Genomic DNA, 21,012 nt, shown 5'->3' with positions numbered 1-21,012 from the left:
CTCATCAACCTTTCAACTATTACTCATCCCGCCGCACAGAGTATAACCTTGTCAACTTGTTAACCTGTTAACTCGTCAACTAATTTAAACTATTTTATCAATCTAAAATTCAATGGGGACAACGAAAGTGTCAACCATACACCTGTTTAAACATGCATTAAAATAGCTGTTTTTGATTCAGTGATTTACAAATTAAGATCATCGGCAGGATGAAAGCAGATATGACAGTATTGTTAATGTTAGGGGCAAAAAATGAGCTCGCCCGTGAAAAAAGTTTTGTAATTCCAATTTTTGTATACCTTTACCGCACTTTAGGGGTGTCCATTAGGGACTGAGATAATACCCTTTGAACCTGATGCAGTTCATACTGCCGAAGGGAAAAGTGAAAGTCTTCTATTATATATTCTTTCTCTTTATTCTCTTTTGCTGCATGTTCATTCCCTGAAGTATTTAAAACAGTTGGTATGAACATCATTATCAATCAACAAAGCAGGGATATTCCAGATCAATGTTCGTTGGAGCAGTTGCTTACCCAGGTATTAGGCATACCTGTGGCCGGTTTGGCAGTAGCGGTTGATCAAACCGTTATTCCCAGCACCGATTGGCCTGTGTATATGTTACGCGAGGCAGATAAGGTTATGCTAATAAGAGCTACTCAAGGAGGATGAATACCAATGTGATAATGTGATAATGAGATAATGTGCTAATGAAATACAGTGCAGTTGCCGGTTACCTGTTGCCTGTTGCCGGGGCTCAAATTTAAAGCAGCTTAAGTAAAGGCGGGCATTTGCATTAAGGCCCTGGTACCCTGAAACCTTTAACCGGTAACAGTTCCCAATCGCTCATTCATTTCTAACAATAAAAGATTATGAAGAAAGAAAGTATTCCCAATCAGCAAAAGATTACTTGCGATCCCTTTACCGGATCGAAGAAAATATATGTAAAAGGGCAGCTGCATAAAGATGTTGCAGTGGCCATGCGCGAGATCTCGCTTACCGATACTGCATTGCATGGAAAAAAAGGCGCCACTGAAAAGAATGCGCCCGTTACTGTGTATGATACCAGCGGTCCGTATACCGATCCCAATGTGATCATCGATGTAAAGAAAGGTTTGTCGCCGCTGCGTGAAAAGTGGATCATCGATCGTAATGATACAGAGCAGTTGCAACAGGTGTCATCTTCTTACGGTATGGAGCGCCTGAACAATGAAAAGCTCGATGCTTTTCGGTTTGAACATCTTCGTAAACCCCGGCGCGCCAAAAGCGGCGCTAATGTAAGCCAGCTGCACTACGCAAAGAAGGGCATTATTACGCCGGAGATGGAATACATAGCTATTCGTGAAAATCAGCGCATAGATCTGTTGAAAGAACAACTGAATGGCAGCTATGCATTACTGTCGCAACAACATGCCGGGCATAGCTTTGGCGCCAATACACCAAAGAATTATATCACACCGGAGTTTGTTCGGGACGAAGTGGCCGCAGGCCGCGCCATTATCCCCAGCAATATCAATCACCCGGAAAGTGAGCCCATGATCATCGGGCGCAACTTTTTGGTGAAGATCAATGCCAATATTGGTAACTCAGCCGTTACATCGAGCATTGAAGAGGAAGTGGAAAAAGCAGTATGGGCCTGCCGCTGGGGCGCCGATACTATTATGGACCTAAGCACCGGTAAAAATATTCATGAAACCAGGGAGTGGATCATTCGTAACTCACCAGTGCCCATTGGTACCGTGCCTATTTACCAGGCATTGGAAAAGGTGAATGGAAAAGCTGAAGACCTGACCTGGGAATTGTTTAGAGATACATTGATAGAACAGGCCGAGCAGGGGGTAGATTATTTCACCATCCATGCAGGTGTGCTGTTACGTTATATTCCTTTGACTGCCAAACGTGTTACTGGTATCGTTTCGCGCGGTGGTAGTATTATGGCCAAATGGTGTCTGGCGCATCATAAAGAAAGTTTCCTGTATACGCATTTTGAAGAGATCTGTGAGATCATGAAAGCATATGATGTGGCTTTCTCATTGGGTGATGGCTTACGTCCCGGTAGTTTGGCCGATGCCAATGACGCTGCACAGTTTGCCGAGCTGGAAACATTGGGCGAGCTTACCAAAATTGCCTGGAAGCACGATGTGCAGGTGATGATTGAAGGGCCCGGCCATGTGCCCATGCATATGATCAAGGAGAATATGGATAAACAGTTGAAGGAATGTCATGAAGCCCCGTTCTATACGCTCGGGCCTTTGACTACTGATATTGCTCCGGGTTATGACCACATTACTTCGGCCATTGGGGCTGCCATGATCGGCTGGTTTGGTACGGCTATGTTATGTTACGTAACACCTAAAGAACATTTAGGACTGCCCAATAAAAAAGATGTAAAGGATGGTGTTATCACCTACAAGATAGCGGCACATGCGGCCGATTTGGCAAAGGGGCATCCTGGTGCACAATACCGCGATAATGCACTGAGCAAAGCGCGTTTTGAATTCCGTTGGGAAGATCAGTTCAACCTCTCGCTCGATCCTGATACGGCACGCGAGTTTCACGATGAAACCCTGCCGGCCGATGGCGCCAAAGTGGCGCATTTCTGTTCTATGTGCGGCCCCAATTTCTGCTCAATGAAAATTACGCAGGATGTAAGGGAATACGCAGAAAGCAATGGCTTGCAGGATGCCGATGCCATTCAAAAAGGAATGGAAGCGAAATCGAAAGAGTTTGCTGAAAAAGGAAGTCAATTGTATTTATAATGTTTCAATTAATTGTCATATCACATGCCGCTATGTTACCTGGTGAGGCGGAGATCATTCAGCAGTTATTTGCTGAAGGGTTGGAAGTGTTTCACCTGCGTAAACCCAATGCCGATGAACAGTCGGTGCGGCAGTTGATAGAAGCCATACCAACTAAATATCATTATCGCATTGTTATGCATGGTTTCTTTCATTTGATGGAGGAATATGGTATGCATCGACTGCATTATAGAGAAGAGCATCGCCTGCAGGCAGAAAGGGAGGGTTCCCTTTTCAAAGGGAGCTCTCCCTGGCAAATGGAGCAGAGGGCGAGCCCCCTTTCGGAAGGGGACCGGCCCATACGGATCTTTAGTACTTCGGTGCATGAGATACCTGTGCTGCAAAATTTGTCATCACATTTTTCGTATGCCTTCTTTTCGCCTGTGTTTGATAGTATTTCGAAACAGGATTACAAGCGTGTGATCGATGATGATTTTTATTTGAAAGATGAACAAAAGGCGGTATCGGTAATTGCGTTGGGTGGAATTGATGCTGATAATGTAGGTAAGCTGCCTGCCATGAATTTTGATGGGGCTGCATTGCTGGGTGCCATTTGGAACGAACCGGAAAAAGCAGTTGAACAATTTAAAAAGATTAATCATGCAATCGCCACGACCATACGTATTGACCATCGCCGGTTTTGATCCCAGTGGGGGCGCCGGCGTGCTGGCCGATTGCAAAACCTTTGAACAACACGGCGTATACGGTTTTGGCGTTTGCACAGCCTTAACGGTTCAAACCGATGACAGCTTTTTAAACCTGCACTGGCTTTCGGCCGAACAGATCATTGAGCAACTGCAACCATTGATAAGCAAGTTCGGGATCATGGCCTGTAAGATCGGCATCATTAATTCACCGGAAACGTTGATAGAAGTGATCCGATTTTTAAAAGAGCACAATGCTGCCATTAAAATTGTATGGGACCCGGTATTAAAAGCCAGCGCCGGTTATGATTTTCATTCGGTTGATACCTTTCATAGCCTGGAAGCCATACTGGCAACGGTAACCCTGGTAACGCCCAACTATAATGAGCTGCAGCGGTTGCAATCGATCACAAAAGAAGAATTGATAAAAGAAGAGAAGGCCAGGTTTTGTTCGGTGTTATTGAAAGGCGGTCACCGCCCCGATGCCATTGGAACAGATACCTTATACGAACCCGATGGTCATACGATCATTAGCGCAGGTGTAAAACAGGCATTTCCCAAACATGGATCGGGTTGTGTATTGGCCGCTGCTATTACCGCCCAACTGGCAAAAGGCCATTCATTAAAGGAAGCCTGCCGGTTAGCAAAAAAATATGTTGAAACCTTTTTAAACAGCAACCAGTCATTACTGGGATATCATACATAAAATCCAAATTTCAAATTCCAAGATCCAAATAAAAAAATCCAAATCTCAAATTCCAAGATCCAAATAAAAATTTCAAATCTCAATTTACAAGATATAGTATGTTAGAGCGCGTGTATTTTATTTCACAACAAACCGCAACAAAAACGCACCTGAACGCTATTGAAGAAGCACTAGAGGCAGGTTGTAAGTTGGTACAGTTACGAGTGAAGAAGGAGCCTGAAGCCGTTGTGTTAGAACAAGCAAAAAAAGCAAAGGCTTTGTGCGACCTGTATAATGCAAAGCTGGTGATAAATGACTATCCGCATGTAGCCAAATCTGTGGGCGCCTGGGGTATTCATGTTGGTTTGCAGGATATGTTGCCCCGCGAAGTGCGCGCCATTGTAGGCCCTAATATGATAATAGGGGGCACTGCCAATACCTTCGGGCATATCCAGCAACGGGTGCAGGAAGGTGTTGATTATATCGGGCTGGGACCTTTCCGTTTTACTTCTACCAAAGAAAAGTTAAGTCCCATCCTTGGTCTTGAAGGGTATCAACGTATAATGCAGCAGGTAAGAGCGGCCAATATTCAATTACCCATTGTAGCCATTGGTGGTATTGTAAGCGATGATGTTCCGGGTTTGCGTGATGCTGGTTTGTATAGTGTAGCTGTTTCCGGGGCTATCATGACTGCGTCAGATCCTCTGGCAGAAGTGGACAAAATAAACGAGTTGTTCAATTAAAAGAAGTGTTATGTTAAAAATAGCAGACAAAACATTCAACTCCCGGTTATTTACCGGTACCGGTAAGTTCAGCTCTGTAGATGTGATGGAAGAAGCATTGGTAGCGTCGGGCTCAGAACTGGTGACGGTGGCATTGAAACGGGTTGATATGAATGATCCGCAGGACGATATTTTACGTCACCTGCAACATTCGCATATCAATTTATTACCCAATACATCGGGCGTGCGTACTGCCAAAGAAGCGGTATTTGCAGCACAACTGGCGCGTGAAGCTTTGCAAACAAACTGGCTGAAGCTGGAAATACACCCTGACCCCAAGTACCTGATGCCCGATCCCATAGAAACCTTACGTGCAACCGAAGAGTTGGTAAAGCTTGGTTTTGTGGTATTGCCATACATTCATGCCGATCCTGTTTTGTGTAAACGGCTGGAAGAAGCGGGCGCTGCGGCAGTAATGCCACTTGGTTCACCCATCGGCAGCAACAAAGGATTAAAGACCATAGATTTCCTCGAGATCATTATTGAACAAAGCAAAGTGCCGGTAGTGGTAGATGCGGGTATTGGTTCACCTTCCGATGCAGCAAAAGCGCTGGAGATTGGCGCCGATGCGGTGCTGGTAAATACGGCCATTGCGGTGGCTGGTAATCCGGTGCAAATGGCCACTGCATTTAAAATGGGAGTAGAGGCAGGTCGTATAGCATATGAGGCCCGGTTGGCCAAACCTTTGAATACAGCAATAGCAAGCAGTCCTTTAACGGCTTTTTTAGATGAATACCATGGATAGTTTTATCAATATCTTCAATCAGTATAGTTGGGACGAGGTAAAGGAACGCATTTACAGCAAAACAGCTGCGGATGTAGAAGCGGCATTGGGCAAACAAAGCAGAACGCTGGATGATTTTATGGCGCTTATTTCGCCGGCGGCAGCAAAGTACCTGGAGCCCATGGCACAGCTAAGTCAGCAACTCACACAGCAACGTTTTGGAAAAACCATCCAAATGTATGTGCCCATGTATCTTTCTAACGAGTGCAATAATATTTGTACCTATTGCGGTTTTAGTTTAGATAACAAAGTACGCAGGCGAACTCTGTCGGCCACCGAAATATTACAGGAAGCCATGGCTATTAAAGAAATGGGGTATGAGCATGTATTGCTGGTAACAGGAGAAGCCAATCATACCGTGCATGTGCCGTATTTTAAAAATGCCATCAGTCTGTTGCGTAATCATTTTGCCCATATCTCTATGGAAGTGCAACCGCTCGATGAAGAAGATTACCGCGAGCTAACGGTTGAAGGGTTGCATACGGTACTGGTGTACCAGGAAACTTATCATCGCGAAGATTATAAAAAACATCACCCCAAAGGCAAGAAATCGAATTTTCAATATCGTATTGAAACGCCCGACCGTCTCGGCAGGGCAGGGGTGCATAAGATCGGTTTGGGTATACTGATAGGTTTGGAAGACTGGCGCACCGATTCTTTTTTTACCGCTTTGCATTTGAATTATCTTGAACGCACTTACTGGCAAACAAAATATAGTATCTCCTTTCCACGCCTGCGGCCTTTTTCGGGCGGATTGGAACCTAAGATTGAAATGGTTGATCGCGAGCTGGTGCAGCTGATCTGCGCCTGGCGCATCTTTAACCAGGAGGTAGAGCTGTCGTTATCAACGCGCGAGCATCCGAGGTTCAGGGATAATGTTATGCGGTTAGGCATTACCTCTATCAGCGCCGGGTCAAAAACAAATCCCGGTGGCTATGCCGTTGAACCGGAATCGCTCGAACAGTTTGAAATAGCCGATGAGCGCACACCGGCCGAAATGGCCCGTGTTATTTCATCTATTGGGTATGAACCGGTTTGGAAGGATTGGGATGGGGCGTTGAGTTGACGGGTTAACGAGTTGACGGGTTGACTAGAATTTACTCTGTGCGGCGGGTTGATTAATAGTTGATATGTTGATAGAGGTGATAGAGTTGATAGAGGGTTTCTGTGCAGCAGACTGACGAATAGTTATCGGGTTGATGAGCGTGAGCATTTCACATTTCACGTTTGCCGTTTCACGTTTCACGGTAGCGAGGCCAGGAAATTGGGAAATTATTGCCAATTGCCGATTCACGATTGCCGGCCTGCCCCTTTGACAAGAATCATTCCCCGGCCTAATAAAGGTCATCTTCATAGTAAGCCTTCAGGAATAGCTTTGGTGTAAAATAAATCACCATGAAAAAGATCCTGCTGGCCATCGATGCCGATCACGTTGACACAGAGGTTATTCATTTTGCCTGTAACGTAGCAACGTTCACGCATTCAACGCTGATAGGCTATTTTCTGGGCGATGCCCGTGAAGAGGAAGCTGTGGCTAATGTGGCGTTTGTTGCGCAGCATAATGAAACTGTATCAACCCATTGCATACCCACCGTTGCTGAAAGACGACAATTCGCCTTTATACAACAATTTGAACGTACCTGTGCTGTAAGAGGTATTCGTTGCCAGGTATTAAATAACACGAAAAGAAATGCCGCCCAGGCTATTTTAGAAGAAAGCCGGTTTGCCGACCTGGTAATAGTACAACCTACGCTGTCGTTTGAGAAGAGGTTGGAAGAAGCGCCTACCGCCCTGGTAAAAGAAATTCTGGCCAATGCAGAATGTCCTGTATTGGTGGCTCCATCGAGCGTTACGGGTATTGAAGAAATTGTATTTGCCTATGATGGCAGCCGCTCCGCTGTTTTTGCTATTAAACAATTCACTTATTTATTCCCCGAACTGGCCGATAAAAAAGCCATCGTTTTACAAGTAAACAAAGACGATTCATTACCGGTTACCGAAAAAGACAAACTGGGTAAATGGCTTCGCATGCATTATTCCAGCATTGGCTTTCAGGTGTTGAAAGGAAAAGCTTCAGAAGAATTATATGGCCGGTTGTTAGGTAAACAAAACACCATTGTCGTAATGGGCGCTTTTGGCCGAAGCTGGTTATCGGGTGTTTTCAAACCTGCCACTGCCGGGTTGTTGTTAAAGACTATTAATCTGCCTTTCTTTATCACACATCATTAACCACCATATAAAACCTGTCATATGAAAGGGATCATTGTATATAAAGGAAAATACGGCGCTACCCGGCAATATGCCACCTGGATAGGCGAAGCATTGAACTGGCCGCTGTTCACGCCCGAACAATTGTTAAATCAAACACTCGATGACGCAGATGTCGTTATTGTTGGCGGCTCGGTATATGCCGGTCAGTTAACATTGCACGACTGGCTGAAGAAACATGCGCATCAGTTGCTGCGAAAGAAAGTGTTTTTGTTTATTGTTTGTGCTACGCCTGCCGATAAGAAGGATGTGCTTGAACAAATTGCAAAGCATAATATTCCGGCGCTGTTGCAAGACCTTGTGACAGTTTTCTATTTCCGTGGCCGGCTGGTGATCAATGACCTTAGCTGGCTCCATAAACTGATGCTTAAACTGGCATCCCGTACCACAAATGATGCGGATGAAAAGGAACGAATGGTGCATGGTTTTGATGCTATGAATAAAGATAATATTCTTCCTTTGTTGCAGTTAGTGAACGATGTGCAAACAAGTTCTTTCAATAAAGTGGCCGGCAGAAAGATGTGGGCAGATTAAAATTCACGTTTTATTGCATTTATAGTCGTAACTTAGAATATACACTTTTTTTATGGCATTCCGATTTGAGTCAATGATTATTGAGATTCATGCCCCGCATTCGGAAGTGAATGAATCCTTATTGAAACCCGTGAAAGAGAAAGTGCTGTCATTTTCTCATCTAATTAAAGATATTGTTAAAGCCGAAATCGTACTGCGCGACGATGCTGCTGCTTCTCCACTGGAAAATAAGATTTGTGAGATCAGGCTCACGTTATATGGCGATTCACTGTTTGTGCATCGCCGTTCGGCCAGCTTTAATGAAAGCGCTTGTGCCGCAGTAGATGAGCTGGAAAAAGCGGTTCAGGAGCAAGCCAGGTTACAACAGGGTTTGCCCGATCAGATAACGAGTACGGTTAAGGTGTAGCTGCCCGCAATCGGCAAACGTGAAACGTGAAAGGGGCCGTTCAATTTTGAAGCTCACGTCTGCGGCAATCGTGAATCGGCAATCGGCAATAATACCATGCCCGCGAGGTTCGCATTACTTGTTAACTTGTCAACCTGTTAACTCGTCAACTTGCCTTTATCATCTCTGTCAACATATCAACTATTAATCAGACTGCCGCACATAGGAAAACCTCGTTAACTTGTTAACTAGTCAACTTTATTCTTCATTTCTCAAGCTGCGCATTAAGCATCTCTATAACCTCCTCATCAGTAACCTGGGTGAAGTCAAGATAAAATTCTCCTACAGAATTAAACTTAGAGGGTATCCAGGCACAAACAAATTCATCGGTTACTTCGCTTAGTTTCTTTGCTGCCTGTTGCGATGCCACTGGTACAGCCACCACAATTTTTTTCGGGTGTTCGTCACGTATAATGTCGATGGTGCTCAATAACGTATTGCCAGTAGCAACACCATCATCGATAATGATAACGATCCTGCCTTTTACGGGCGTTGGTTTTTTATCGCCCATGTACTTTACATACATCTGCTTTAATTGCTCACGTATGTTCATCGTTTCCTGTTCTATATAATCGTCTGTTGCGGCTGCATTTGGTGCAACGATCTTACCGGTTAAACTTACTGCCCCAATGGCATATTCTTTATGCATGGGATGACCGATCTTTTTCGATAATATAATATCAAGGGGTAGCTCCAGTATTTTGGCTACGGGAAAAGCAACCGGTACGCCGCCGCGCGGAACGGCCAGCGTTACGCCATCAACACGTTTATAGTGTTGTAAATGCTGGCTCAGTGCCAGGCCAGCATCGATGCGGTCCTGGAACATAAAGTGGGAGCTCATAGCATTATTTATGGAACAATCGTGCCACCTGGAAGTTTGCAGTTCCCAGTTCCCAGTTCCCAGTTCCCAGTTTTTAGTGCTGCGCTTTTAGGGTTTTGCCATTGCTTTTGAGCCTTGAAGTTTAAACCAATTAGTCAACATGTTAACTTGTTAACCAAGGCATGGAATGCCTTTTGCATTTTAGGGTGTAAATGAAATACTATGGCCAAGAAAACAAATCCTAATAAACCAGAAGAGATACCTCAACCTGAAAATCCGGAAATTACGCCTGAAACAGTGCCTAACCGGCCTACACCACCTTTCCAGGAACCGGAAATTGAACCCGAAGATGACCCCGGTGGCACCTCACCCGGCGAAATTCCTGTACCAGAACCCAGCGAACAGCCAGGTAAACAGGGCGACAAGGAGCCGGAAGCATAGAGTTTATAGTTCACAGTTCACAGTTCAATGTTCTTTGCTACTAAAACAAACAACTAATTAACAGATACAATAGAACTATGGATATTAGCGTTTTATAGTGCTATAGGGTGTTTTGATGCGGCCAATAACAGGGTAAATAATTCAGCATATAGTGCTGATAATGATGCTGTTTTTACATGTTGTTTATACTAAAATAACCAGGCGTCAGAACACCGTGTTCTTATTTTGTAGACAGATTATAAAAAATATCCAATGAAAACCCTTTGTATCCGTCGTATCCTATGGGTCTTTTCTGTGCTGTTTATGCAGCAGGTAGTACAGGCGCAAACTGATTCGTCAGCGAAGCTGGCCCCTGCAGCTCCTGCAATAACAACAACATCTTCAGGTTTAACCACACCGCTGATTACCGTTGAAAATGGTAAAACCAAAAAGCCAAAGGTTAAAAAGAAATGGCGTTTTGCGCTCGATGCAGATGCCGGTTTTGCTTCTCCTGCCAATTCTGAATTAAGCGACGTTTTTAAGGGCGGTCTTAATGCCTCTATCGGTTTTAAAACTGCATTTTTTAATGATAACCTGTGGGTTCGTCCCGTAGGTGGATTGAAGTATTATTGGAAAAAGGTCAACCTTGGCGAAGGGCATCGTGAAGCCTTCATTACCTGGAAAGGCGGTATCGAGCTTCAGTATAAAGTATACACCATTGGCAAATTTGCCATTTGCCCCATTGTAAGGGTCGATCAAAACATGTCATCGAGCCAGTTTACAAAGATCAACGAAGAAAAAACAGGAACAGAAGGTATTAAAACCACCGGTAAAATATTGACAGGTTCAGGCATTTCATTCGACGGCGGGGTTATGCTTGTACGCTCGGGCGATCTGTATGTAAAACTCGATTATGAGTATTACAAACCCGATCTGAAAGTAAATGCCGATTACGTTGCCGAAATGATGGCACGCGGCATCCTGATGCCCGACCATAAAGTATATGATTGCAGTTCAATAAACTTAAGCGTAGGCGTTAACCTGAACTTCAAAAAGTAACTATGAAAAAACTATACTATCTTTTTCTTGTCAGTGCTGTTGCATTTGGTTGCGGCGATAAGGACAGATTTCTCATTACACAAATTCCTACCGAACCGGCCATCAATGCCGATGTAAAGTTGTTGATCAAGGATAACAACCTGGCCACAGCGCGGCTCGATAGTGGCAATATTATCCGTGGCTTAACTACGAATAAGTACTTTAGCACTACCGACAATTTTAAAACTTTTAGCCATAACGTTTACGATGTAGCCGGTACTAAATTAACGTCGTTCAATTCCAGCAGAAATGGTATTGTAATTGCGTCGGGTACTACTATAGCGCCTATCGTATATTATTCTTTTGATTTTGGTGCCAGCTGGGGCTCTTTGGCCCTTACTGCCTCTTCATTTTCGCCCGGCATCAGCACAACGGGTTATAATACCACCGAGCTGGTTGATGCATCTTATATCGATTCAAATTACATAATGCTTACCTATCAGCAGAAGTCAACCAGCAATGCCGATAGCCGTAAATTCTATAAGCTGAACCTTACAACAAAAATAGCTACCCGTGTAAGCTTTTTTGATGATGCTTATTACCCTGCAAATGTGAAGTTCGTTGATAAAAAAACGGGTTATGTATTACTGTATAAAAACAGCAAATACAGTTCGTATATTTCTAAAACACGCGATACCGGCCGTACCTGGAGCGAACCGGTTCTCATTGCCGACAGGGTGCTTTCTGAATTACAAACCGGGGTAAAAGGTAATTTGTGCGCGCTCGAAAATTTTGGCAATGCCTATGTTTCAACCGATAGCGGCGCTACCTGGAAAAAGCCTTCGGCCGATCTGAAACTTACTTCGGCCCACATGGTGAACGATAATATTATTTATGGCGTTACCCAGGAAAACCTGGTAAAAAGTACCGATACAGGTGTTACCTGGAATACGGTTACCAATACCGCCAATTACGAATACATTAACATGAAGAAACTGCACTTTCAGGATGACCTGAATGGCATCATGTATGGCGGCCAGAAATTATATATTACGGCCGATGGCGGTGTAACCTGGAAAGTGCTGTTGTATCCGTACGAATATGTGATCTCTGATAACTAAAGTTTTCCCGTTCTTTTTTTAATAAATTTCTCCAACTCCACAGCATGGAAAGTAATGGTGGATATAAGCAAACATATTCCCAGTTCTTTCCATGTTAGTGGGGCTGTATTAAAGATCTTGTTCAGAAAGGGTAAATAAATGATCGCAATTTGAAGTACGAACGTAAGCGCAATAGCTCCCACCAATGGCCGGTTCGAAAAAACGCCTAACCTGAAAATATACTCATGTTCACTGCGCGATACCAATGCATGTCCCATCTGGCTAAAACATAATACAGTAAATACCATCGTTTGCCAGTGCGTATCCTCATCGTTTATGGTCCAAGCCTGTGTAACCAGTCCTACGGCAGCCATTAGTATTCCCACCCAAATAACACTAAAGCCTAAGCCAAGCGCAAAAATACTTTCCCTGGGGTCTCTGGGCGGCCGCTCCATTACTTTTGTATCTGCTTTTTCTCCTGCCAGTGCCAGTCCGGGTAAACTATCGGTAACCAGGTTGATCCATAAGATATGTATAGGCAGTAACGGAATAGGCAAACCGACTATAGGCGCCAGGAAAATGGTGAGTATTTCTGCAAAGTTACAGGCAAGCACATACCGTATAAACCGTCTGATGTTATCATAAATGCGCCGGCCTTCTTTTACCGCTTTAACAATGGTGGCAAAGTTATCGTCGAGCAGAATCATGTCGGCCGCTTCTTTCGATACGTCTGTACCGGTAATACCCATGGCTACGCCAATATTGGCGCGTTTGAGGGCCGGTGCATCGTTCACACCATCACCGGTCATGGCAACAAATTGATCTTTCTTTTGTAACGTTTTTACAATCCGTAGTTTTTGCTGGGGGCTTACCCGGGCATACACTTTTATATGGGTGATCTCATTATCGAGGTCTTCATCTGATATTTTTTCCAGCTCTATTCCGGTAACGGTTTTGTCGCTTTTGTTTTGCAGAATGCCCATCTCACGCGCAATGGCAGCGGCCGTTATGGGGTGATCGCCGGTGATCATTACAGGAACAATGCCGGCCGTTTTACATTCTGCTATTGCCTTTTGTGCTTCGGGCCGCGGCGGGTCTATCATGCCTGCAAGACCACAAAAATGCTGATCGCTTTCCAGCGCTTCCATATCGCCTTCATTCGGCAGCTGTTTTATGAGTTTGCAACTGTAGGCGATTACCCTTTGCCCCGCTTCAGCCAGTTTATCGCTCTTTTCAGTTATTTTTTCTTCGCTGGTTGATTGAGTGATCTTAAAAATAGATTCCAATGCGCCTTTGGTCACTACCAGAAATTCATTGTTCGCCGCATGTACGGTGGTCATAAGCTTACGGTCCGAGTCGAACGGCAATTCCTGTTTGCGTGGAAAAGCCTGTGCCCAGTTATTATTGTAACCTTCCTGCTTCATGGCGTATTCTACAAGCGCCACTTCAGTAGGGTCGCCTTTTCGTTTATTGTTATCGGTATTGTCTTCATGTGAGTCGTGGTTCAGCGACATCACCAGCAGCAGTACCTGTTCTTTTTGTACTTCGGGAATAATCAGTTCAAAACTGTCATGTTGCCAAATATCCTGCACCGTCATTTGATTTTGGGTAAGCGTGCCGGTTTTATCGGTACAGATGTAGGTTACAGAACCAAGCGTTTCAACGGCGGGCAGTTTGCGTATCAATGCATTTTTACGCACCAGTTTTTTAGCGCCCAGCGCCAGTGCAATAGTGATAACGGCCGGCAGTGCTTCTGGAATGGCCGCCACTGCAAGCGAAATGGTGGTAAGCAACATGTTCACCGGTTTCTCGCCACGTAGAATACCAATAAAATACAACACCACACAAATGCCCAGTACAATGAATGATAATTTCTTGCTGAAATCGGCCAGGCGTTGTTGCAGTGGGGTAGTGGCTTCTTGTTCCTGCAGCATGCCGGCAATTTTACCTATTTCGGTTTGCATACCGGTAGCTACTACCACGCCAACGCTATTGCCGGCAGTTACCATGGTGCTTTTGTAGGCCATGTTTACCCGGTCGCCCAGGGGTACTTCAGTTTCCTGTATGGCATCGGGTCGTTTATCAACGGCCTGCGATTCGCCGGTAAGGGATGCTTCTTCTATTTTTAATGAATGGCTTTCGATAATGCGGATATCTGCGCCCACCATATCGCCGGCTTCCATCATTACAATATCGCCCGGCACTACTTCCGTTGCTTCAATTTGTGTAACCCGTTTATTGCGACGCACGCGTACATGTGCGGCCGACATTTTTTTCAACGCATCAATGGCTTTTTCGGCACGGAATTCCTGCACAAAACCTACAACGGCATTGATCATGATTATGACCAGGATCACGATCATGTCTTTTACATCACCTACAACAGCCGAGATGATGGCGGCCACCATCAGGATAAGGATCATGACATCTTTAAACTGCATCAGGAACAACAGCCATACCGGCCGCTTCTTTTTTTCCTGCAACTGGTTAGGACCATATTGTTGTATTCGTTTTGCAACTTCCTCCGCTGTTAGGCCATCTATGTTGCTTTGCAGTTCTTTAATAACGTCCTCTGTAGTGGATGTATGCCAATTCATTTATAACATTATTTAATTAAATGTAACAAACTGAACAAATTCTGAAACGCTGAGAATAAAGGGAGTCCACAGGATGAACTTATTTCACGTTTCATTTTACCGTGATCTCAGTTTTAATTGCTGAACGCTTAAATTCGGCCATAATTAACGATTGAAAGCTAACACATGCAATATTTCGGCCTGATATTGGTCAGCCACATTATTGATGTAAATACGATAATTACTTGCTCATTATATGAAATACAACATTTTACTACCTGTTTTTTTGCTTTTTTCAGTGATCTCAACAGCGCAATTGAAAAAAGCGCCCGCCTATCCCTTAATTACCCACGATCCCTATTTTAGTATTTGGTCGTTTGCCGATGATCTTACCAGCGGCAGTACCAAACACTGGACCGGCGCCGATCAACCCCTGACCGGCTGGGTGGTGGTTGATAAACAATTCTTTCGTATTATGGGAAAGGGCAATAAGGGCCAGGAAGATAGCCTGTCGCAGGGATTTGCCACTGAAAATTTGCCACCCGTTGCCGTTGCCAAACAAACCGATGTAACAGTTACTGCCACCCGAACCATTTACCGGTATACCTGTGGTGGGGTTAATGTACAATTACAATTTACCTCGCCGTTGTTATTGAACAACTGGGCGGTGTTAACCCGGCCGGTGTCGTATATAACAGTTACCCTGCAATCGAACGATGGCAAAGAGCACGATGCCGAAGTAATACTGGGTGTTTCAACCAATGTAGCCGTAAATAAACCCGATCAGGAAGTAAAAGCTGAAAAGTTGGTTACCGCCGATGGGTTACAGGTGCTGAAAGCCGGTACTACCACGCAACCGGTATTGCAAAAAAGGGGCGACGATCTGCGGATAGATTGGGGGTATATGTATATAGCTGCGCCAAAGGGCAGCAATGTGTATCAGTATATTGCCAACGCGGATACTGAATTTCCGGTAGTCATAAAACCGCTGCCCGATCAGCAAACGGGTACTAATTTCATTTTGCGTACCAGTTCTCGTATAAAAACAAACAGCAAACCGCAGGAGCAGTTCCTGATGCTTGGGTACGATGATGTGTATTCCATTCAATACTTTAAAAAGAACCTGCCGCCGGTATGGCGCGCCGAAGGCCGTACCATTGAAAAGGAACTGGCAAAAGCGGCGGCTGATTATAAAAGTGTAATGCAACAGTGTATTGCCTTTGATCAGAAATTGTATGCTGATGCTAAAAATGCAGGCGGTGAAAAATATGCGCAGTTATGTGTAGCAGCTTATCGCCAAAGTATTGCCGCGCATAAGATCGTAAAAGACCCGCAGGGCGAATTGTTATTCCTGTCGAAAGAGAATTACAGCAATGGTTCTATCAATACAGTTGATGTAACGTATCCATCGGCGCCGTTGTACCTGTTATACAATCCCGAATTACTGAAGGGTATGTTAACGGGTATTTTTTATTACAGTGAAAGCGGCAAGTTTACCAAACCGTTTGCCGCGCATGATTTGGGTACATACCCATTGGCGAACGGACAAACCTATGGTGAAGACATGCCTGTGGAAGAGTCGGGCAATATGATCATTTTAACTGCAGCCATAGCCAAAGCCGAAAAGAACGCCAATTACGCCAAAAAGCACTGGAAGGCATTGAGCACCTGGGTTCAATTTTTAAGCCGCGATGGGTTTGACCCCGCCAACCAGTTATGTACCGATGATTTTGCCGGCCACCTGGCGCGCAATACCAATCTTTCGGTAAAAGCCATTGTAGGTATTGGCTGTTATGCCATGCTGGCCGATATGCTAAAGGAAAAAGACACGGCCGCAAAATACCGCGCTATGGCAAAGGATATGGCGGCCAAGTGGATGCAAATGGCCGATGATGGCGATCACTATGCGCTCACTTTTTCTGACAAAAACACCTGGAGCCAGAAGTACAACCTGGCCTGGGATAAAATATTAGGACTGAATTTGTTTCCGGCCGAAGTGTACGAGAAGGAGATAAAATACTACCTCACCAAACAAAATACCTATGGGTTACCGCTCGATAGCCGGAAAACCTATACCAAATCAGATTGGATAGTATGGACGGCCACGCTGGCAAATAATGCTGCTGATTTTGATGCGCTAATCAACCCGGTTTATACGTATCTTACAGAAACCCCAACGCGGGTACCCCTTAGCGACTGGCACGAAACAACCAATGCGAAACAAGTAGGGTTTCAGGCCCGAAGTGTTGTTGGTGGTTACTTCATGAAAATGCTTGAGGGAAAGTGGTAAATGGTGAATGGTCAATGGTCAATGGTGAATAGTTTGAAGTATACCATAATTATAAGCCGTTGCAAGTTCCAGGTTGCAAGTTGCCGGGGCTTTGAGCATTTTGTCGTGAGTCTCGAATTAAGGTCCCGGCAACGGGAAACCGGTAACCGGTAACCTGTACCTTGTAACCTGTAACTGCCCAATAGAAACGAATAATAATCAGGTTATTCACTTCAAATAATTAAACACATGGATCGCCGTTCATTTATTAAAAACTCAGCCCCCGTACTGTTACTACTAACTAATGGTAAAATGTTGTACCGCTCGGCATTGTCTATCGGTTCAACACATAATAAAGTAAAGTTCAGGTTTGCGGTAGCCAGTGACGGGCACTTTGGGCAACCGAAAACCAGCTGGGAAAGCGATTATACAAACATTATTCAGCACATAAACACACAGCATAAAAAGAATAAGCTGAAGGCTTGTATCGTTAACGGCGATATCATTCATAACGACCCAGCCATGTTGCCGCTGGCCAAGCAACAGCTCGATCAATTGAAAATGCCTTATTACGTTACCCAGGGTAATCACGATATGGTAAATGAAGAAGTATGGAAGAATACCTGGAACATGCCCTTCAATCATTCGTTTGTTGTAGATAAACAGGTGTTCCTGCTGGCCACTACCAGCAATGAAAAAGGCGAGTATTTATGTCCCGATCTCGACTGGATGCGTGCGCAGTTGGAGAAATACAAACATGCACCCAACATATTTATTGCTATTCATATTACACCCGTTAAATGGACGGACAATGCAAAGGATTGTCCGGAGTTTATTAGCCTGCTGAAAGATTATAAAAATGTGCGGGCGGTATTCAATGGCCACGATCACGACCAGGACGATATGAAAGAAAAAGAAGGCATACCTTTTCTGTTCGATTCACATATCGGCGGCAGCTGGGGTACAACGTATAAGGGTTTTAGAATGGTAGAAGTTATGCAGGATAATACCATTGCTACTTATATACTAAATCCTGAAGTGAAACTGAATGAACATGTGTTGCCTGTTCGTGAGTTAGTGAGTTCGTAAGTTAAGGAATGAAATCACTCTTGCCTTTTAGTTCCTGTTCGGTAGCATGCAGGTAATCGTAATCGGCGCGTGAATAAACTTCCAGTGAGTAAGATTTTATAGATGCGTTTAAAATGGTAAGGTTAATCACCTGGTCGGCCAGCTTATAAACCCGGGTAATTAAAGGTTTGCTGTACATAACGTACTGATCTTTTTCGGGTATTTGCAGGATCTTAATATCGTTCAGCAATGATTTAAACGTGTCGTCGTCGCCAAAGCTAAAGCGAAGCGAATGGTTGAAGGTATGCCGGTCGAAGTTGTGCAAATTAAGGTTGATGGCATTAAAGATGTAAAACTTTGGCAGCGTAACGGTGATGGAGTTGGTGAACAGCGTTGAGTTGTTGATTTTGGTATCTGCCTTACTCAGGTATTCTATCCAGGCCGGGGCATCAAAGCGGGTATTTTCAACCAGTTGACCATAATAATGATTGGCGGTAAGCGGGTTGCCTTCGGGTTTGCGGTATTTGGCCAGGGAATCTAAATATAATCTGGTGCGGTTTTGAAATACACTGCTGTCTACTTCTTTCAAAGTAATAATGCCTTTTAGTTTCCAGGCGCCCGTTTCAATATAATCCTGGATATTTATGAGGGAGGATTTTTGCAGCGACAATAATTTAGCGAGGCTGATATTTTGGGCTTTAAGTACCGCAGGACTTAGCGCCAGCAGTAACCACATAACAAGCATTCTTCGTCTCATAACCAGTTAGCATATGGGAACTAATATACTTACTTTATAAATGATACCGTTAGTAACGGGTAAATTCATTGCGTTAATTTGATTAGTATCAAGAAATATAAATTTAACCGAAAGTAAATAGTTCTAAAATACCATTTATAGGGTATAAGCCTATAGACTTATAATGGCCATTTATAAGTTTATAGGCTTATAAATTTATTTTTGTGATGTGAGCAGGACTTACAAGCGAACCGCTGAGGCAAACAAGGGGGCTAGCAAGGTAAACAAGCGGGCTGGCAAAGCAAACAAGGGGGTGAACAAGACCAGCAAGTGAACTGCGAACTCAAACAAGCGGGCGAACAAGGTAAACAAGTGAACTTACAATACAAACAAGCGGGCAAACATGATTAACAAGCTAACTGGCAACTAAAACAAGCTTGCAAACGAGGCAAACAGGTTAACTGCTGAAGAAAAAATGCTTATCGCTGATGTAAATATGCTTAACAGTAAATAGAAAATGCTTACAAGCGATGTAAATGATCTTACAAACGCTGCAAATATGCCTGCAAGCCATGTCAATCATCTTACAAGCGATGCAAAACTTCTTACAAACGAGCGCAATCATCTTACAAGCGATGTAAATGTGCCTGCAAGCCATGTAAAACAACTTACAAGCCATGCAAATTACCTTACGGGCCTAACTGCTGCAATTGTGTACATTTGCAGCATCATGGAAACAACAGTAGAAGTGTATACCGAACGGTACAAACAACAGGTGATTGATTTAATTATACCCATTCAGCAGGAAGAGTTCAATATACCCATAACGCCGGCAGATCAACCCGATCTGCAACAAATTCCAACGTTCTACCAAAACAATAATGGCAATTTTTGGCTGGCTGTTAACGATGGCAGAGTAGTGGGCACCATTTCATTACTCGATATAGGCAACCGTCAGGGCGCTTTGCGCAAAATGTTTGTGCATAAAGATTATAGAGGCAAAGAACATGGTACCGGCCAGTTATTGCTGAATACCTTGTTCAACTGGGTAAAGGAAAAAGAGTTAACCGAAATATACCTGGGTACAACAGCGAAATTTTTAGCTGCCCATCGCTTTTATGAGAAGAACAATTTTAAAGAAGTTGCAGTGGCAGAACTGCCCGCCGGCTTTCCGCGGATGGAGGTTGATGTAAAGTTTTACAGGTATGATGTTGCTCACAAATAAGAGAACGCTACGGTGCTGTCACCGTAGCGTTCTCTTATTCTAATCAATATCAATTACTGTAACAAATTCCGTTACGCGGTTGCCCAGTTTTTCTACAATGGCATCGCGGCCCTTTGCGTACAGTTCTTCGTTTAACGTACCTTTTCTTGAACAATAGTTCAGTTTGGTGCTTTCCTTGGTCGATTTAAAGAAGAGGATCTTTTTGATCTGATTATCTGATGTAAGCAGGAAGGTGCCTATTTGCATGGCAACAGTATCGTTTTCTTCTTTTGCAATGCCTATTTGAAAGGCGCCTTTTGATATGGAGTGGGTGTTCTTTTCAAAAGCGGTTATTTTACCATTGCTATCGGCAAGGTCTTTAATGGCCGATAATGTTTTTTTGATCACCGATACAAAGGTGCCACCAAAGGCCGCAGTAAGAATGTCAATGATGGCATTCTCCACTTCAAACACCGAGCCTTTTGATTCCCACTCCGAAAATTCGGCTGCTTCAATTACCCAGCCCAGTTTATTCAATACATCAATAAATGTTTTGTACCAATCCAGTATCTGCGATTCATCGGGATGTGCTTTATTGGCGGCCAGTTGCGCAATAAGAACAGAATTCAACACATCTTTTCGTCTTTGTCCGTTCAACTCCGATACAAACGATACCAGGCTTTTGGCATTTAAAAACGATTGCTCTACACCTTCTGCTACCTGGTCTGTAGCGGCGTCTTTTGATTTAGGAAAACCGGCTTCGGGCTCCGCGAGTGAAAGGCCAGATACGTATTCACTAATATCGTGGTCCTGGATGAGTGTTGTGTTTGGCATAAATTGACAAT

Annotated in this window: 20 protein-coding genes and 1 riboswitch; of the genes, 16 read left to right on the top strand and 4 right to left on the bottom strand. The window is 44.1% G+C overall.

Annotated features, from left to right (window positions below):
• Positions 1 to 303: 303 nt before the first annotated feature.
• Positions 304 to 396: riboswitch (TPP riboswitch) on the top strand.
• A gap of 68 nt (positions 397 to 464) precedes the next feature.
• The 10 genes from thiS to GGD38_RS19685 all read left to right on the top strand — a co-directional run bounded on the left by thiS (position 465) and on the right by GGD38_RS19685 (position 8,897).
• Complete coding sequence (gene thiS / locus GGD38_RS19730; RefSeq protein WP_375302111.1) at positions 465 to 668, top strand: sulfur carrier protein ThiS; 204 nt, start codon at positions 465 to 467, stop codon at positions 666 to 668.
• A 200-nt stretch (positions 669 to 868) separates the two neighbouring features.
• Positions 869 to 2,755: a phosphomethylpyrimidine synthase ThiC gene (thiC, locus tag GGD38_RS19725; protein ID WP_375302110.1), complete on the top strand. Its 1,887-nt coding sequence runs from the start codon at positions 869 to 871 to the stop codon at positions 2,753 to 2,755.
• A complete protein-coding gene (locus tag GGD38_RS19720; protein WP_375302109.1) occupies positions 2,755 to 3,438 on the top strand; it encodes a thiamine phosphate synthase in 684 nt (227 codons plus the stop codon). Before thiC ends, GGD38_RS19720 begins: the two co-directional genes overlap by 1 nt.
• The gene (locus tag GGD38_RS19715) at positions 3,395 to 4,144 is read left to right on the top strand and encodes a hydroxymethylpyrimidine/phosphomethylpyrimidine kinase (protein ID WP_375302108.1); all 750 of its coding nucleotides are present in this window, start codon (positions 3,395 to 3,397) and stop codon (positions 4,142 to 4,144) included. The genes GGD38_RS19720 and GGD38_RS19715 overlap by 44 nt, the downstream gene beginning before the upstream one ends.
• Positions 4,145 to 4,242: 98 nt before the next feature.
• Positions 4,243 to 4,866, top strand: a complete 624-nt coding sequence (locus tag GGD38_RS19710) for a thiamine phosphate synthase (RefSeq protein ID WP_375302107.1) — start codon at positions 4,243 to 4,245, stop codon at positions 4,864 to 4,866.
• A 10-nt stretch (positions 4,867 to 4,876) separates the two neighbouring features.
• Positions 4,877 to 5,650 carry a thiazole synthase gene (locus GGD38_RS19705; RefSeq protein WP_375302106.1) on the top strand — a complete coding sequence of 258 codons (774 nt, stop codon included), beginning with the start codon at positions 4,877 to 4,879 and terminating at the stop codon, positions 5,648 to 5,650.
• Positions 5,643 to 6,755 carry a 2-iminoacetate synthase ThiH gene (gene thiH, locus GGD38_RS19700; protein WP_375303865.1) on the top strand — a complete coding sequence of 371 codons (1,113 nt, stop codon included), beginning with the start codon at positions 5,643 to 5,645 and terminating at the stop codon, positions 6,753 to 6,755. The genes GGD38_RS19705 and thiH overlap by 8 nt, the downstream gene beginning before the upstream one ends.
• Before the next feature lie 329 nt (positions 6,756 to 7,084).
• Complete coding sequence (locus tag GGD38_RS19695) at positions 7,085 to 7,918, top strand: hypothetical protein (RefSeq protein WP_375302104.1); 834 nt, start codon at positions 7,085 to 7,087, stop codon at positions 7,916 to 7,918.
• A gap of 21 nt (positions 7,919 to 7,939) precedes the next feature.
• Entirely contained in the window at positions 7,940 to 8,491 is a 552-nt protein-coding gene (locus tag GGD38_RS19690) for a flavodoxin domain-containing protein (RefSeq protein ID WP_375302103.1), read from the top strand.
• 52 nt (positions 8,492 to 8,543) lie between these two features.
• Positions 8,544 to 8,897, top strand: a complete 354-nt coding sequence (locus GGD38_RS19685) for an HPF/RaiA family ribosome-associated protein (protein ID WP_375302102.1) — start codon at positions 8,544 to 8,546, stop codon at positions 8,895 to 8,897.
• A gap of 244 nt (positions 8,898 to 9,141) precedes the next feature.
• Here the strand turns inward: GGD38_RS19685 and GGD38_RS19680 are convergent, their stop codons facing one another.
• The gene (locus GGD38_RS19680) at positions 9,142 to 9,777 is read right to left on the bottom strand and encodes a phosphoribosyltransferase (RefSeq protein WP_375302101.1); all 636 of its coding nucleotides are present in this window, start codon (positions 9,775 to 9,777) and stop codon (positions 9,142 to 9,144) included.
• Positions 9,778 to 9,978: 201 nt separating this feature from the next.
• Here GGD38_RS19680 and GGD38_RS19675 point away from each other — a divergent pair, with 201 nt between their 5' ends.
• From GGD38_RS19675 to GGD38_RS19665, 3 genes are all read left to right on the top strand, one after another.
• On the top strand, positions 9,979 to 10,197 hold the full coding sequence (locus tag GGD38_RS19675; RefSeq protein ID WP_375302100.1) for a hypothetical protein: 219 nt from the start codon (positions 9,979 to 9,981) through the stop codon (positions 10,195 to 10,197).
• A 252-nt stretch (positions 10,198 to 10,449) separates the two neighbouring features.
• Positions 10,450 to 11,235: a hypothetical protein gene (locus tag GGD38_RS19670; RefSeq protein ID WP_375302099.1), complete on the top strand. Its 786-nt coding sequence runs from the start codon at positions 10,450 to 10,452 to the stop codon at positions 11,233 to 11,235.
• A 2-nt stretch (positions 11,236 to 11,237) separates the two neighbouring features.
• A complete protein-coding gene (locus GGD38_RS19665; RefSeq protein WP_375302098.1) occupies positions 11,238 to 12,335 on the top strand; it encodes a hypothetical protein in 1,098 nt (365 codons plus the stop codon).
• On the opposite strand, the gene GGD38_RS19660 is transcribed toward GGD38_RS19665, so the two are convergent.
• Positions 12,332 to 14,911, bottom strand: a complete 2,580-nt coding sequence (locus GGD38_RS19660; protein ID WP_375302097.1) for a calcium-translocating P-type ATPase, PMCA-type — start codon at positions 14,909 to 14,911, stop codon at positions 12,332 to 12,334. The genes GGD38_RS19665 and GGD38_RS19660 overlap by 4 nt on opposite strands.
• Before the next feature lie 235 nt (positions 14,912 to 15,146).
• Here GGD38_RS19660 and GGD38_RS19655 point away from each other — a divergent pair, with 235 nt between their 5' ends.
• Together GGD38_RS19655 and GGD38_RS19650 are read left to right on the top strand one after the other, a co-directional pair.
• Entirely contained in the window at positions 15,147 to 17,180 is a 2,034-nt protein-coding gene (locus tag GGD38_RS19655; RefSeq protein WP_375302096.1) for a glutaminase domain-containing protein, read from the top strand.
• A 228-nt stretch (positions 17,181 to 17,408) separates the two neighbouring features.
• Positions 17,409 to 18,248, top strand: a complete 840-nt coding sequence (locus GGD38_RS19650; RefSeq protein WP_375302095.1) for a metallophosphoesterase family protein — start codon at positions 17,409 to 17,411, stop codon at positions 18,246 to 18,248.
• 1 nt (position 18,249) lies between these two features.
• On the opposite strand, the gene GGD38_RS19645 is transcribed toward GGD38_RS19650, so the two are convergent.
• The gene (locus GGD38_RS19645; RefSeq protein WP_375302094.1) at positions 18,250 to 18,984 is read right to left on the bottom strand and encodes a hypothetical protein; all 735 of its coding nucleotides are present in this window, start codon (positions 18,982 to 18,984) and stop codon (positions 18,250 to 18,252) included.
• A gap of 496 nt (positions 18,985 to 19,480) precedes the next feature.
• On the opposite strand from GGD38_RS19645, the gene GGD38_RS19640 reads away from it, so the two are divergent.
• A complete protein-coding gene (locus tag GGD38_RS19640) occupies positions 19,481 to 20,188 on the top strand; it encodes a GNAT family N-acetyltransferase (protein ID WP_375302093.1) in 708 nt (235 codons plus the stop codon).
• Between the two features lie 39 nt (positions 20,189 to 20,227).
• Here the strand turns inward: GGD38_RS19640 and GGD38_RS19635 are convergent, their stop codons facing one another.
• Entirely contained in the window at positions 20,228 to 21,001 is a 774-nt protein-coding gene (locus tag GGD38_RS19635) for a hypothetical protein (RefSeq protein WP_375302092.1), read from the bottom strand.
• Between the last annotated feature and the right edge of the window lie 11 nt (positions 21,002 to 21,012).

It is taken from the genome of Niastella sp. OAS944, assembly GCA_024809215.1.
Lineage (GTDB): Bacteria > Bacteroidota > Bacteroidia > Chitinophagales > Chitinophagaceae > Niastella.
The sequence above is the reverse complement of the archived record's forward strand: the minus strand, read 5'-3'. Positions and strand labels throughout refer to the sequence as shown.